The following is a 13240-nucleotide window of genomic DNA, read 5'->3' on the forward strand; positions in this document are numbered from 1 at the left end:
CGGTCAGGCCGTGCTCGTCACGGCCTCCGGGTGCGGGACCGGCTGCGGAGCCGCTCCCGGCCACGCCGCTTCGGCGCCCGGCGGCGGCTCCCCGATCAGTTCCAGCAGCGCCTCCAGCCGGCGTTTCCCGGTGACCTTCACGGCCGGGACCTCGGCCTTCGGGCCGGTCAGCTTAGCCGCGACGCCCAACGGCGTGAGCGCCTCGACCAGCCGCTCGTGCATGCCGGGCGCCAGCGGGTCGACACCCAGCAGGTAGCCCTGCGTGCCGGGGCGGCCGCCGGCCAGCGCCCACATCCGCAGCATCGCCCCGCTGAGCCGGAAGCCGTCCGGCACCGCCTTGCCCGAGTCGTCCTCGACCGGGCCCGCGCACCCCTCACGCAGCCATCTCAGCGCCAGCGGGAGCAGGTCGACGCGGAACGACGTGCGCACCTGCGGCCGGCCGCACTCGGCCTTCGAGACCTGGGCGTCCGAACCGCGGCAGCGGAACTCACGCGCCAGGACGTGCGCCCGCCACGGCTCCTCGACGATCACCGACAGCCGCGCGGCGGTGCGCCCGAAGCCGGTGATCTGGCCGTGGCAGCACAACAGCCCGGCCAGGTCGCCCAGACCCGGCCCGCTGGCCTCGGCGGAGAAGAGCGAGATCGTCCGATCCACCGCGCCATACTAGAACACAAGTTCGATTCGTGGCGATAGTCACGCCGATCTTCACCGGGGTGACTGATCCAGCTGACGGCAGCTCGGCGCCCGCTGCTCGGCCGCTGCCAGGGCCGGGACGTCCTTGAGGCCCCTGAGGTAGTCGAGGGCGTCGATGCGGTCGAGTGTCGCCTTGGCCTCGCCGAGGGCCGCCTTCGTCGCCGACGCGTCGCCGCGGACGGCGTCGATGCGCTGACGCGCGGTCTCGGCCTGCGCGCGGATCTCGGAGAACTGCCCGATGACGTCCTTGCGGCCGCCGTCCGCGGACGGCACCGGCGGCGCGCCGAGCGCGTTCAGCCCGGCCAGGCTCTGGTCGAGGCCGCCGACGACGGAGGAAAGCAGGTCACTGGACGTCCGGGACGCCTGCTGCGGGGTGCTCGGGTCGACGACCGGCAGCGCGGCCAGCGTGCTGACCAGGTGCGTCACCGCACCGCAGTAGGCCTCCGCCCATCTCGCCGCCGGATCGGCCTGGGGCACCACGGTCGACACCGAAAGACCCTGGTCCCCCGCCGGTGCCTGCGTGGCGGCTTGCTGCCCGCAGCCGGCGAGACCGATCGTGATCGTCGTGGTTAGGGCGGCGAAGACGGTTGACCGCGGCCGCACCTGCACACCTCCTGCCCGACGACGTCCCGGCAAGCCCCGACGGTACCGACTCGGTGCCGCTTCGCAAGTCGCCGTGCCAGTGTGGGATGACCCGACACAGCACTTGGTGCTTTCGGGGGCTCGGGTGGCGGAGCCCCCGACCCGAGGCGAAGCCTCGGTACAGCACAGGCCCGGCACGCGACGCTGCGTGCCGGGCCCGGGTGCGGGTGGTGCCGGTGTCAGGCCTTGACCTCGGCCGGGGTGTCGGAAATGACCGTCCCCCGCCGCTTCGAGACCACGATCGCCGCGACGATCACGGCGAGCGCGACCAGCGAGATGATGATGCGCACCGCGGTGTTGGCGCTGTCGCCGATCGTCAGCTGCACGACGGCGGGCGCGATCAGCACGGAAACCAGGTTCATCACCTTGATCAGCGGGTTGATCGCCGGGCCGGCGGTGTCCTTGAACGGGTCACCCACGGTGTCACCGATGATGGTGGCCTCGTGCGCGTCCGACCCCTTGCCGCCGTGGTTGCCGTCCTCGACCAGCTTCTTCGCGTTGTCCCACGCGCCACCGGAGTTGGCGAGGAAGATCGCCATCAGGGTGCCGCAGGCGATGGCGCCGGCCAGGTAGCCGGCGAGCGCGCCGGTACCGAGGCCGAAGCCGACCGCGATCGGGGCGAAGACCGCCAGCAGGCCCGGCGTCGTCAGCTCGCGCAGCGAGTCGCGCGTGACGATGTCGACGACCTTGCCGTACTCGGGACGGGTGGTGCCCTCCATGATCCCCGGGATGTCGCGGAACTGGCGGCGCACTTCGTAGACGACCGCGCCGGCGGCCCGGGACACCGCGTTGACCGCGAGACCGGAGAACATGAACACGACGGCCGCGCCGACGATCACGCCGACCAGGGTCGCCGGGGTGACGATGTTCGCGACGAAGCTGCCGCCGACGCCCACCGCCTTCGTGATCGCGTCCGAGTAGGAGCCGAACAGCGCCGTCGCGGCGAGGACCGCCGTGGCGATCGCGATGCCCTTGGTGATGGCCTTGGTGGTGTTGCCCACCGCGTCCAGCTCGGTGAGGATCTGCGCGGCCTTCTCGTCGACGTCGCCCGACATCTCGGCGATGCCCTGCGCGTTGTCCGAAACCGGGCCGAAGGTGTCCATCGCGACGATGACGCCGACGGTGGTCAGCAGGCCGGTGCCGGCCAGCGCCACGGCGAACAGCGCGACGCCGCCACCGAGCAGGTACGCGCCGAAGACGGCCGCGCCGATGACGAGCGCGGTGTACACAGCGGACTCGAAACCGATCGAGATGCCGGACAGGATGACCGTCGCCGCACCGGTTTCCGACGTCTGGCCGACGTCCTTGACCGGCTTGTACTCGGTGCCGGTGTAGTAGCCGGTCAGCTTCAGGATGACCGCGGCGAGCACGATGCCGATGATCACCGCGACGGTCGCGATGACCGCCGGGTTGCCCGAACCCGAGAAGCCCTGGCCGAACTCGGAGAAGCTGCTCGGCAGGTACACGAACGCCGCGATCGCCGACAGGACGGCGGAGATGACCGCGGAGATGTAGAAGGAGCGGTTGATCGTGACCAGACCGCCCTCACCCGCGCGCGCCTTGGTGATGTAGACACCGATGACGGCGGTGATGACGCCGATCGCCGGGACGATCAGCGGGAAGAGCAGGCCGTGCACGCCGAAGGCGGTGCTGCCCAGGATCAGCGCGGCGACCAGCATGACGGCGTAGGACTCGAAGAGGTCCGCGGCCATGCCGGCGCAGTCGCCGACGTTGTCGCCCACGTTGTCCGCGATGGTCGCGGCGTTGCGCGGGTCGTCCTCCGGGATGCCCTGCTCGACCTTGCCGACCAGGTCCGCGCCGACGTCGGCGGCCTTGGTGAAGATGCCGCCGCCGACACGCATGAACATCGCGATCAGGGCCGCGCCGAACCCGAAGCCCTCGAGCACCTTCGGGGCCTGCCCGGTGTAGACGAGCACGACGACCGCGGCACCGAAGAGGCCGAGGCCGACGGTGATCATGCCGACCACGCCGCCCGTGCGGAACGCGACGCGCATCGCCTTCTCGCGGCCGCCCTCCTCACGCGAAGCGGCGGCGACCCGGAGGTTGGCCTGCGTGGCCAGCCACATGCCGAGGTAACCGATCGTGAACGAGAAACCCGCCCCGACCAGGAAGAAGATCGAACGGCCGATCCTCTCGCTCCAGTCGTCCGCGGGGAGCACGAAGAGCAGGAGGAACACGACCACGCCGAAGATGGCGAGGGTGTTCCGCTGCCGCTTGAGATACGCGGCCGCGCCTTCTTGCACCGCCTTGGCGATGTCCTGCATCTTGGCGGTGCCCTGGCCTGCGGCCAGCACCTCCTTGAGCAGGACGTAGCCGATGACGAGTGCGGCAAGCGCGACCACGGCGACTACACCGACAATCGTGTAGTCACCTCCGGAGAACGGAAGGTTTCCGCCCTCCGCGAGGAATTGCCGTGACATTCGTCCTCCAGGAGACGTCGCCGATCGCCAGCTTCGACGGCAAGCCGAGGGTTCGACACGGCCGACGCTGGCATGGACCCTGTACCGAGCGACACGCTAGCCGTGCGGCGATGCACGTCTCGCATGACGCTCACCACAGAGGGTGTGGATTGCGGGAGTGTATTGGTATCGCAACCAGCGGCGATAAGCCGTCCCCAGGACAGCACGTTCCGTTATCTTGTGAGCCTCCTCACTTGATCGATCACTCTTCCGCCGATCCGTTGCCGCGATTGGGGATGCGGGAACTGTCGGACCCCTGTGCCAAGCTCGGCGAGTGGACGACTCACGTGGGCGGCGGCTGCTGGGGCGGGTGACCGCCGGCATCCCGTCGCGCGAGAACCCGGTCACGCACGTCGCGGACCTGCCGGGCCGCGCCGCGCGGTGCGTGGAGTGGCCGTCGTGGGCGGATCCGGCGGTCGTGGCTGCGCTGCGTGACTGCGGCGTCGCGGCGCCCTGGGCGCACCAGATCGAGGCGGCGTCGCACGCGTACGAAGGCCGGCACGTCGTGATTTCGACCGGCACGGCGTCGGGCAAGTCGCTCGCCTACCAGCTGCCGGTGCTGTCCCGGCTGGCCGCGGGCGAGAAGGTGAACGCGCTGTACCTGTCGCCGACCAAGGCGCTGGGCGCGGACCAGCTGCGGTCCGTGTCCTCTTTGGACGTCCCCGGCGTGCGCGCGGCGTCGTTCGACGGGGACACGCCGATGGCGGAGCGCGACTGGGTGCGCGCGCACGCGAACTGGGTGTTCACCAACCCGGACATGCTGCACCGCGGGATCCTGTCGGCGCACGGGCGGTGGGCGTCGTTCTTCCGGCGGCTCAGCTGCGTGGTCGTCGACGAGTGCCACAGCTACCGCGGCGTCTTCGGCTCGCACGTCGCGCTGTTGTTGCGCCGGCTTCGGCGGGTGGCCGAGCACTACGGCGCTTCGCCGGTCTTCGTGCTCGCTTCGGCGACAACGGCTTCGCCTGCTTCGTTCGCTTCGCGGCTCACCGGCGTTCCCTGTGAGGCCGTGACGGAGGACGCGTCACCGCGCGGCGCGCGGACGGTGGTGCTGTGGGAGCCGCCGCTGCTGGAGGAACTGACCGGGGAGAACGGCGCGCCGGTCCGGCGATCGGCGGGCGCGGAGACGTCGCGGATCCTGGCCGACCTGGTGGTCGAAGGCGCGCGGTCGCTGGCGTTCATCCGGTCGCGGCGGGGCGCCGAGCTGGCCGCGCTGGGCGCGCGCCGCATTTTGTCCGAAGTGGACCCTCGGTTGACGGAAACCGTTGCGGCGTACCGATCCGGCTACCTGCCGGAGGAGCGTCGCGCGTTGGAGGCCGCCCTGTTGTCGGGGCGGCTGCTGGGGGTCGCGACGACGAACGCGCTGGAGCTCGGCGTCGACATCGCGGGGCTGGACGCGGTGGTGCTGGCCGGCTACCCGGGCACGCTCGCGTCGTTCTGGCAGCAGGCCGGGCGGGCGGGCCGGTCCGGCGACTCGGCGCTGGTGGTGTTCGTCGCGCGGGACGACCCGCTGGACACCTACCTGGTGCACCACCCGGCGGCGCTGCTCGACCGACCGGTGGAGACGGCGGTGCTCGACCCGGCGAACCCGTACGTGCTGGCGCCGCAGCTCGCGTGCGCCGTCGCCGAGCTGCCGCTGACCGTCCCCGAGCTGGAGGTGTTCGGCGGCGCGGCGGCTCAGGAGGTGCTGACCGAGCTGGCCGAGCAGAAGCTGCTCCGGCGCAGGTCGAGCGGCTGGTACTGGACGTCTCGCGACCGGCCGCACGCCGAGGTCGGCATCCGCGGCACCGGCGGCGAGCAGATCGCGGTGGTCGAGTCGGACTCCGGGCGGATGCTGGGGACGGTCGACCCGGGCTCGGCGTGCTTCGCCGTGCACCCGGGGGCGGTGTACCTGCACCAGGGGTCGTCGTACGTCGTCGACGAGCTGGACCTGGAGACGGGGCTGGCGATGGTGCACGCCGAAAACCCGGACTGGACGACGACGCCGCGCGAGATCGTGGACATCGCGGTGCTGAGCACGCAGGAGAAACAGGACTTCGGCGGCGTGAGCGTGTGCCTCGGCGAGGTGGCGGTGACGTCGCAGGTCGTCGGTTACCTGCGGCGACGGCCGTCCGGGGAGGTGCTGGACCACACGCCGCTCGACCTGCCGGAGCAGAGCCTGCGGACGCGAGCCGTCTGGTACACGATCTCGTCGCCGCTGCTCGGACCGGCCGAGCCGCGGCGCGCGCGTTCCCGTGACTCGGGGGCCGATGGTGTGGCGGGGACCGGGGGCCATCGGGTGGGGACCGAATCTGCGGGGCCGGTGGGGACCGGGGAGGAGACCCTGGCGAACGGTCGGGGGCCCGTTCACGAGGGGGGTGGCAGGACACCGGGGAGTGCCGGACTGATTCCGGCACGAGTCCCCGGTGCCCTGCATGCCGCCGAGCACGCGGCGATCGGCCTGCTACCGCTGTTCGCTACGTGCGACCGATGGGACATCGGCGGGGTGAGTACCGCGTGGCACGAAGACACCGGGGAGGCGACGGTGTTCGTGCATGACGGCCATCCCGGGGGTGCGGGATTCGCCGAACGCGGTTATGCCGCGATTGTCCCGTGGCTGGCCGCAACGCGGGAGGCGATCGTCTCCTGCGAGTGCCCGACGGGATGCCCGTCCTGCGTCCAGTCGCCGAAGTGCGGGAACGGCAACGATCCGCTGGACAAGGCGGGTGCGGTGGCAGTTCTGGACACCGTGCTCGGGGCGTTGCGTCAACACGGGGAATAGAACCGCCACTGGTGGTTCATGGAGTTGTGTCCTGCGCCGCCTCGGCCGGGCTGGGACCGGCCGGGCGGTGGTCGTGGTGATTCAGGCCGCGGTGGTCTGAACCAGCTGCGCGGCGTCGGCGCCGGCCAGGGCGCGCACGAGGACGTCGTGCACCTCGGCGGCGTCCGGCAGCTGCCAGCCGCACACCTCGGGCTTGACGCGCCAGTGCACGACACCGTGCTGGAACGGCGACGGCGGCAGCGGGATGTAGCTGTCCTTGCCGTGCCACTGGATGCCGGCCTGCGCGGCCAGCTCGGCCGGGATGGTGTCGGCGACGGTGGTGAGGAAGAGCCAGCGGCCGTTCGGCAGCGCGATGATCGGCGCCGGGTGACCGAGGGCGCGCAGCAGGCGGCATGCGCGCTTGCCGAGTTCGTCGTCGACCTCGATGGCGTCGAGCACCGTGCCGGTGGCGACGAGCAGGCTGTGGGTCCGGTCGGAGAACCAGGTGGCGACCTCGTGGGCGTGGGTGCCGATCTGCTCGCGCCAGTGGTCACTGGCGGGGATCGGACGGCGCCAGGTGAGGTCGTCGCCCTCGGTGACCGGCGCGGGGTTGACGCCCGGGAGCACCGGCCAGCCACGCCAGGCGAGTCCGATCGCCTCCGCGCGCAGTTCGATGCGGAAGGCGCCCCGCCAGCTGTCCGGCCAATTCGCGTCCAACATTGTCTTTCCTGCCTTCAAGTTCCGGTTCTCCGCGACCCCGCTAGACCCGGTCGTGGTGTCGCACATCTCACTAAACGGCAAGTTGCACATCGCCCGGAACCCCCACGCGACAACCGGTGGTTACGCGGCGATGAACGCCCAGTAGTCCCTACCGCCCGACCGAACCCGTCGGCACTGATCGACGGTGAACGGCAGCCGCCCACGGACCGCTCGTCGCGGGAAAACCCGTGATCACCAGTCCGGCAGGCCGGGCGCACGGTGGCCGATGCACGCCCTTTCGGCCCAGGTGAACAGCGGTTTCGACCGCTCGCCGTGCTTCACCGACCGCTGCCCGTGACCTTCGGCCGCTCATCGCCGGCCCGACCGGATCAGCCGGTCACCGTGGCATACCGACCGGTCGGCGTCCGACGGGCGGACGGTCCGGCGGACGTCTCGACGAGCGAGAGGACGCCGGCCGTCACCGACAGCCGGTCGCGGCCGGTGGGCGGTCACGGTGGTCGGCCGGCAGGTCCGGCGCGGGCGCGGGCCCGTGGGCCGGGTAGGCCGCCGATGCCCAGGCTCGGGGCCTGGACTTCGACGAACGCGTCCAGCCGCTGCCATCTGCACGTCAGGAGGGTGACCGCCATTCGGTCGGCTATCCACCTGGCGCGGTCGCAGGCGCGGTCCGGGCCTTCCGCGGCGTGTGAAGCCGCTGCGAGTGCGCCCAGGTCGGCGGCGGTCTCCGCCCGGTGGCGGGCGACCACCGCCGCGGCGAGCCAGCAGCCCAGGACTGCGACGCCGGTCAGCGCCGCTACCGCCATCGCCGTCCAGATGGTGGCGATGCCGCTGTCTGCCGGGCGCCGGTTGTTGCCTCGGAGCCGGTTGCTTGGTCGTGCCCCGACCGGTCGTGGGTCAGCCTGCATCGGCGGGCTCCGTTCCCGGCTCGGCTACGGCGTAGGCCGTCGCGTTCAGGTCGATCGATGGAAGCAGGTCGCCCACCGGGTGGGCGCTGACCTGCACCGTTATCGAGTCGCCTGTTCGCTGGATGTCGAGTTTCGCTCCGGGTGGGGCGATCTGGTGGACCGCAGCCGCTGCCTCGTGGGGCTGGCCTCTTGCCAGCAGGCGCGCCGCTTCGCGGGCCGCGTCCGTGCAGCGCAGGTAGCCCGTCAGGGCCGTGACGGCCGCCAGGAGCAGCACAGTCACGACCGTCAGGCCGGCCAGGCCGAGCGCTGCCTCGACGGTCACCGATCCCTCATCCCGGCGTCTCACGACGGGACCGACAGGGCCTTCATCACCAGGCTCGTCAGCCACGTGACCACCGAGTCGCCGGTGAGCAAGGTGTAGAGGACAGCCGCGAAGGCTGCCACTGCGACCGTGACGATCGCGTACTCGACCGTCGTCGAGCCGTCGTCGGAGCCGGGCTGGTTGGACGCGCGCATGGGGTTTCCCTTCAGGTACTGGTCAGAAGAGGGGGCCTAGGCGGGTGGCCAGGCCGATGACGACCGGGAGCACGCCCAGGCAGAAGAAAGCCGGTAGGAAGCAAAGGCCGACCGGGAGGGCGAGCGCCACGCCCGCCCGCTCGGCTCGTTCCTCAGCCTCGGTGGCCAGCTCCTCGCGGAACCGTCCGGCCAGGTCGGCGGCCGCTGTCGCGAACGCGGCGCCCGAGCGGGACGTCCGGATCGCCGCGGTCGCCAGTTCGCCGAGGCCGGGCACGGCCTGGACCGGGGCCCAGGCCTCGTCGGGGCGTGAGCCGAGGGCGAGGAGGCTCGCCGTCGAGTGCAGGGCCGCGCCTGCCTCGGCAGGTGCGGTGCCGGACACCGCGTCCAGGGCCGAGGGAACCGGTAGGCCCGCGCGAAGGCACGCGGCCAGGAGGTCGAGCGTTCCCGCCAGCCGGAGCTTGGCCGTCATGTCGACGGTCGGCGCGCGGGGACGTCGGGTGCTGCGGATCGCCCACCAACCGGCCGCGCTCGCCGACGCACCCAGGGCGACCCCGGTGACGCCGCCGACCAGGAGGGCCGTCGACGCGCCCGCCACGGCCGTCGCGATGTGCGGGACCGCTCGAGGCCACTTGCGGGGCTCGGGCTGTCCCTGTCCCGCCAGCCAGCTGAAGCGGCGTGCCGCGGCCGCCTCGCCCGGCCAGGCGAGCAGGGCGCCCGCGAAGAAGAGGAGCGCCGTCGCGTTCATCGGAGCCGCACCCGTCCGGTCAGCACGCGGCACCAGGCTGTGCCGGCCCAGAGCAGGACGCTGCCGGCGACCAGCAGCAGCTGCCCCGGCACGCTCTCGGCGAGGACCGGCAGCGGGGACGCGCCCATCACCTGCCCCAGCAGCGCGCACAGGGCCGGGAGGCCGGTGAGCACCGCCGCGCTCGCCCGGGGGCCGGCCAGTTTCGCGCGCATTCGGCGGGCGAAGGCCAGGGCTGCTTCGGCGTCGCGGCGAGTTGCGTCCAGGACGTCCGCCATGGGCAGGCCGTAGCGCTTGCCCAACGTCCACGCCGCCGCGAGTTCGGGGAGAGCCGGAGCGTGCAGCTCGCCGTCGAGACGTGCCGACGTCGCCAGCGCACGCAGGTCGCCGGCCACCGCCGGGACGGCCGTGGCTGCCGACTCCGCCGCCGTGACCGGGTGGGCGCCGGACCGCAGTTCGGCGACCATCGTGCGCAGCGCCGTCGCCGTGTGGGTGGCGACCTCGAGGTTCGCCGCCGCGCGGCGGTGGGCTTGCCACTCCTGGCGCCATGCCAGCGTCAGCACGCCGGCGGCGATCGCGCCGCCGACGCCCGCCAGCAGGCCGGCGAGGGCGGCCGGGAGCAGCCACTGCGCCACGCGCCAGACGTCCGGGAGGCGGATTGCCGTCGGCTGCTCGACCACGGCTTGGAGCCGGGTCGGTGCCGCCGGCCAGCACGCCAGTGCGGCGCCGACGCACAGCGGGAGCCACGGCGTGATCATCGCGGTCTCCTTCGGCGGCGCGGGAAGACGCCCGCCAGCAAGGAAATACGGACGAACAGGAGGGTGATCACGCGATCGCTCCCGTCGTGGCGAAGAGGTGGCGGTCGACCGTCCAGCGGCCTCCCCGCCACACCGGGACGACGCGGGCCCGGCCGTGTTCCTTGCGGAGCACACCGACCTCGGCGAGCCGTCGTCGGCCGCCCAGCTCGCGTCGCATGTGGAGGACCACGCGGATCGCCGCGACGAGCTGGCTGTGCACCGCGTCGCGACCGAGGCCGCCGAGCGCGGCCAAAGCCTCGATGCGGGCCGGCACCTCGGCCGGGGAGTTGGCGTGGACGGTGCACGCCCCGCCGTCGTGGCCGGTGTTCAAGGCCGTGAGGAGCGCGCCGACCTCCGCGCCGCGGACCTCGCCGACCACCAACCGGTCGGGACGCATGCGCAGGGCTTGGCGGACGAGCTCCGGCAGGCCCACCGCGCCCGCACCCTCCACATTGGGCGGACGGGCCACGAGGCTGACGAACTGCGGGTGCCGGGGCTGCAGTTCGCCGGCGTCTTCGACGCAGACGATCCGCTCGGCCGGGTCGACCGCGCCGAGCAGCGCGGCGAGGAGTGTGGTCTTGCCCGCGCCGGTGCCGCCCGTGACGAGGAAGGCCATCCGCCGCGAGATGACCTTCTGCAGCAGGTTCGCGCCGCCTTCGTCGAACGCGCCGAGCTCGCGGAGGGTGGTGAGGTCGTGGGTCGCCGGGCGGAGGACGCGCAGGGACAGGCAGGTGCCGTTGGCCGCGACCGGTGGGAGGACGGCGTGCACGCGGATGCGGCCGTGGGGTCCGGCGCCGGGGAGCCAGCCGTCCACAAAGGGCTGTGCGTCGTCGAGCCGCCGGCCCGCCGCGAGGGCGAGGCGCTGGGCGAGCCGGCGGACGGATTCCTCGTCCTTGAAGCGGATTTCCGTGCGGGTGAGGCCTTCGGGGCCGTCCGTCCAGACCTCGGCGGGGCCGGTGACGAGGACGTCGGTGGTCGCCGGGTCTTCGAGGAGCGGGGCCAGCGGGCCGGCGCCGACGAACTCGTCGCGGGCTTGACGGGCCGCGTCGAGCGCCGCGACGTGGCCGAGGGCGCCGCCGGCTTCGGCCCGGACGGCGGTCGCGACGGCGACCGGATCGGCTTGCCGGCGGTCGCCCGCGAGGCGGTTGCGGACGCGGTCCACGAAGTCGCTGGTCATGGGGTCTCCGTCTTTGCCAGGGGTCGGGGGTGGCTTCGGGGGAAGCCGGCCGTGACTCGGGTGCCCGGTGTGGAGCGGGGTTGGTTGCCGTGGGGAAAGAAGGCCGTGACGCGAGTGCCTGCCGCGGGGCGGGAGCGGTGGGTGGCGTTCGCTGTTACTCGGGTGCCTGCCGAGGGGCTTGGCGTGGTGGTCATCGGGGTGGTTCCTCGGGGTTCGGGGTGGGTGATTCGCTCGGGGGTGCCAGGAGCGTCAGGAAGTTCTCCGCGCTCACTCGGCCGCGGGTGGCCAGCGTCAGGACCGTCGGCCAGAGGAGCTCGGCCACTCTCACCGGGCGGCCTGGTGCTCTGAGGTGGGTGCTCATCGGGCTGTCGCTCGGGCTTCTCGGCGGGCTACTGCCAAGACGTCGGCTGCCGCTGTTGCCAGGGGGCCCGATGTCCTCGTGGGGAACTCGCCGCGCTCGATGGCCGTCTCCAGGCCTCTTTCCGGGGGCATCGCGGCCAGGAGGGGCGGGCCCAGGAGGCCGGCCGTCTGGGCTGGGGTGGCTCCGGACCGGGACCGTCCACACGCGACCACGCCCAGGCGGGCCGTCATCTCCGACAGGTGCCGCAGGACCTGCTTCGCCGCCATGCAGGCGCGGAACTCCACCGGGGCCACCAAGACCACCAGGTCCGCCACCGTGACCGCTTCCGCCGCCGCGTTGCCCAGGGTGCGCGGGAGGTCGCACACGACCGTGCGGCCCGAGCGGCGGGCCGCCGACAGCACGGCCGACAGGGACTCGACCGCCGGGCCTTCGCCCTCGCGGCCGCACGCCAGGACCGGGAGGCTGCCGCCTCGGTGTTTTCGCTGCGGGAGTGCCGCCGCCAATGACGGGACCGAGACGCGGCCGTCGAGCCGGACCTCCGACCAGCGGGGTCCCGGGGTCTTTTCCAGGCCCAGCAACAGATCCAGGCCACCACCCAAGGGGTCGCAGTCCACCAGCAGCGCGCCGCCCGGGGCGCGGTCGGCCGCCAGCGCCAGCATCGACGCGAACACCGACGCGCCCGCGCCGCCGCGGCCGCCGACCACGCCGAGGACCAGGCCGGCTTCTTCGGCCGGGGTCTCGACGACGTCGGCGAACGCGCCCGCCAGCTCGGTTTCTTCGTCGGGCAACGAGATCACGCGCTCGACGCCGCCGCGGAACGCGTGCTCCCACGTCCGTGGGCCCGGACTGCCCTTGCAGACCAGCAGGATTCCGCCACGGCGAGGGAGGCGGGGTGGCAGCCGGGCGGCTTCCTCGTCGAGGACCACCAGTGGCGCACGCGCCCACTGACCGCCCGCAGCCGTCAGGTCCGGTGCCCGCTCGAGTTCGCAGCCCGCGACCGCGGCCACGCGCAGGATCTCGTCGAGCACGGTCTCGTCCGCGGCCACCACCAGCGGTCGTTCCCCCGCCATGCGTTCCTCCCCCGTCGTCGGTGCGGGCCGTGGGTGGCCCGGATTCCACCGTCGCGCTCGGGGGTACGGGGGCACAACGGGCCGGGCGGCCGGCTGTGGACAACCGGGGTGTTGTGGACAACTGCCGTCCGCCGAACCGCTCGCGGACCGGTTCTGTCGGTGGGCTGTGGCAAGATCGCGCCCGCCCGCGACGCACCTGCGGCGAAAAGCGGAACGAATATCCGCATCGACGATTTCGATCACCCGGAAAATGGGTGATCGGGCCCGCGCCGAACGGAATCGAAAAAGGTAAGAGGAAGGTTAAGAGGGCGGCCCCCGCCAGGGGGGAGGGACGGGGGCCGCCGTGGGTTCAGCCCCGGGGGGTCGGACTGAACCGGCCCGGTTGGACACCGGGCTCCCTCAC

At 72.6% G+C, this 13240-nt stretch carries 12 protein-coding genes; 1 reads left to right on the forward strand and 11 read right to left on the reverse strand.

What is annotated here, in order from left to right:
- Positions 1 to 3: 3 nt before the first annotated feature.
- The 3 genes from ACWEN0_RS05940 to ACWEN0_RS05950 all read right to left on the reverse strand — a co-directional run bounded on the left by ACWEN0_RS05940 (position 4) and on the right by ACWEN0_RS05950 (position 3776).
- The gene (locus tag ACWEN0_RS05940; RefSeq protein ID WP_451969311.1) at positions 4 to 654 is read right to left on the reverse strand and encodes a hypothetical protein; all 651 of its coding nucleotides are present in this window, start codon (positions 652 to 654) and stop codon (positions 4 to 6) included.
- A gap of 51 nt (positions 655 to 705) precedes the next feature.
- Positions 706 to 1296 (reverse strand): hypothetical protein, encoded by a 591-nt coding sequence (locus ACWEN0_RS05945; protein ID WP_451969313.1) that lies wholly within the window; start codon positions 1294 to 1296, stop codon positions 706 to 708.
- A 218-nt stretch (positions 1297 to 1514) separates the two neighbouring features.
- Positions 1515 to 3776: a sodium-translocating pyrophosphatase gene (locus ACWEN0_RS05950; protein WP_451969315.1), complete on the reverse strand. Its 2262-nt coding sequence runs from the start codon at positions 3774 to 3776 to the stop codon at positions 1515 to 1517.
- A gap of 349 nt (positions 3777 to 4125) precedes the next feature.
- Between ACWEN0_RS05950 and ACWEN0_RS05955 the strand changes: the two genes are divergently transcribed.
- Positions 4126 to 6573 carry a DEAD/DEAH box helicase gene (locus ACWEN0_RS05955; RefSeq protein WP_451969879.1) on the forward strand — a complete coding sequence of 816 codons (2448 nt, stop codon included), beginning with the start codon at positions 4126 to 4128 and terminating at the stop codon, positions 6571 to 6573.
- Positions 6574 to 6654: 81 nt separating this feature from the next.
- On the opposite strand, the gene ACWEN0_RS05960 is transcribed toward ACWEN0_RS05955, so the two are convergent.
- The 8 genes from ACWEN0_RS05960 to ssd all read right to left on the reverse strand — a co-directional run bounded on the left by ACWEN0_RS05960 (position 6655) and on the right by ssd (position 12837).
- Positions 6655 to 7272: a bifunctional DNA primase/polymerase gene (locus ACWEN0_RS05960; protein ID WP_451969317.1), complete on the reverse strand. Its 618-nt coding sequence runs from the start codon at positions 7270 to 7272 to the stop codon at positions 6655 to 6657.
- A gap of 488 nt (positions 7273 to 7760) precedes the next feature.
- Positions 7761 to 8174: an Rv3654c family TadE-like protein gene (locus tag ACWEN0_RS05965; protein WP_451969319.1), complete on the reverse strand. Its 414-nt coding sequence runs from the start codon at positions 8172 to 8174 to the stop codon at positions 7761 to 7763.
- Positions 8164 to 8496, reverse strand: a complete 333-nt coding sequence (locus tag ACWEN0_RS05970) for a TadE family type IV pilus minor pilin (protein ID WP_451969321.1) — start codon at positions 8494 to 8496, stop codon at positions 8164 to 8166. The genes ACWEN0_RS05965 and ACWEN0_RS05970 overlap by 11 nt, the downstream gene beginning before the upstream one ends.
- 20 nt (positions 8497 to 8516) lie before the next feature.
- Entirely contained in the window at positions 8517 to 8690 is a 174-nt protein-coding gene (locus ACWEN0_RS05975) for a DUF4244 domain-containing protein (protein WP_451969323.1), read from the reverse strand.
- Between the two features lie 22 nt (positions 8691 to 8712).
- A complete protein-coding gene (locus ACWEN0_RS05980) occupies positions 8713 to 9435 on the reverse strand; it encodes a type II secretion system F family protein (protein ID WP_451969325.1) in 723 nt (240 codons plus the stop codon).
- A complete protein-coding gene (locus ACWEN0_RS05985) occupies positions 9432 to 10190 on the reverse strand; it encodes a type II secretion system F family protein (protein WP_451969326.1) in 759 nt (252 codons plus the stop codon). Before ACWEN0_RS05985 ends, ACWEN0_RS05980 begins: the two co-directional genes overlap by 4 nt.
- A 67-nt stretch (positions 10191 to 10257) precedes the next feature.
- A complete protein-coding gene (locus ACWEN0_RS05990) occupies positions 10258 to 11406 on the reverse strand; it encodes a TadA family conjugal transfer-associated ATPase (protein WP_451969327.1) in 1149 nt (382 codons plus the stop codon).
- Between the two features lie 357 nt (positions 11407 to 11763).
- Positions 11764 to 12837 (reverse strand): septum site-determining protein Ssd, encoded by a 1074-nt coding sequence (gene ssd, locus ACWEN0_RS05995; protein WP_451969328.1) that lies wholly within the window; start codon positions 12835 to 12837, stop codon positions 11764 to 11766.
- Between the last annotated feature and the right edge of the window lie 403 nt (positions 12838 to 13240).

It is taken from the genome of Amycolatopsis sp. NPDC004378 (assembly GCF_053602455.1).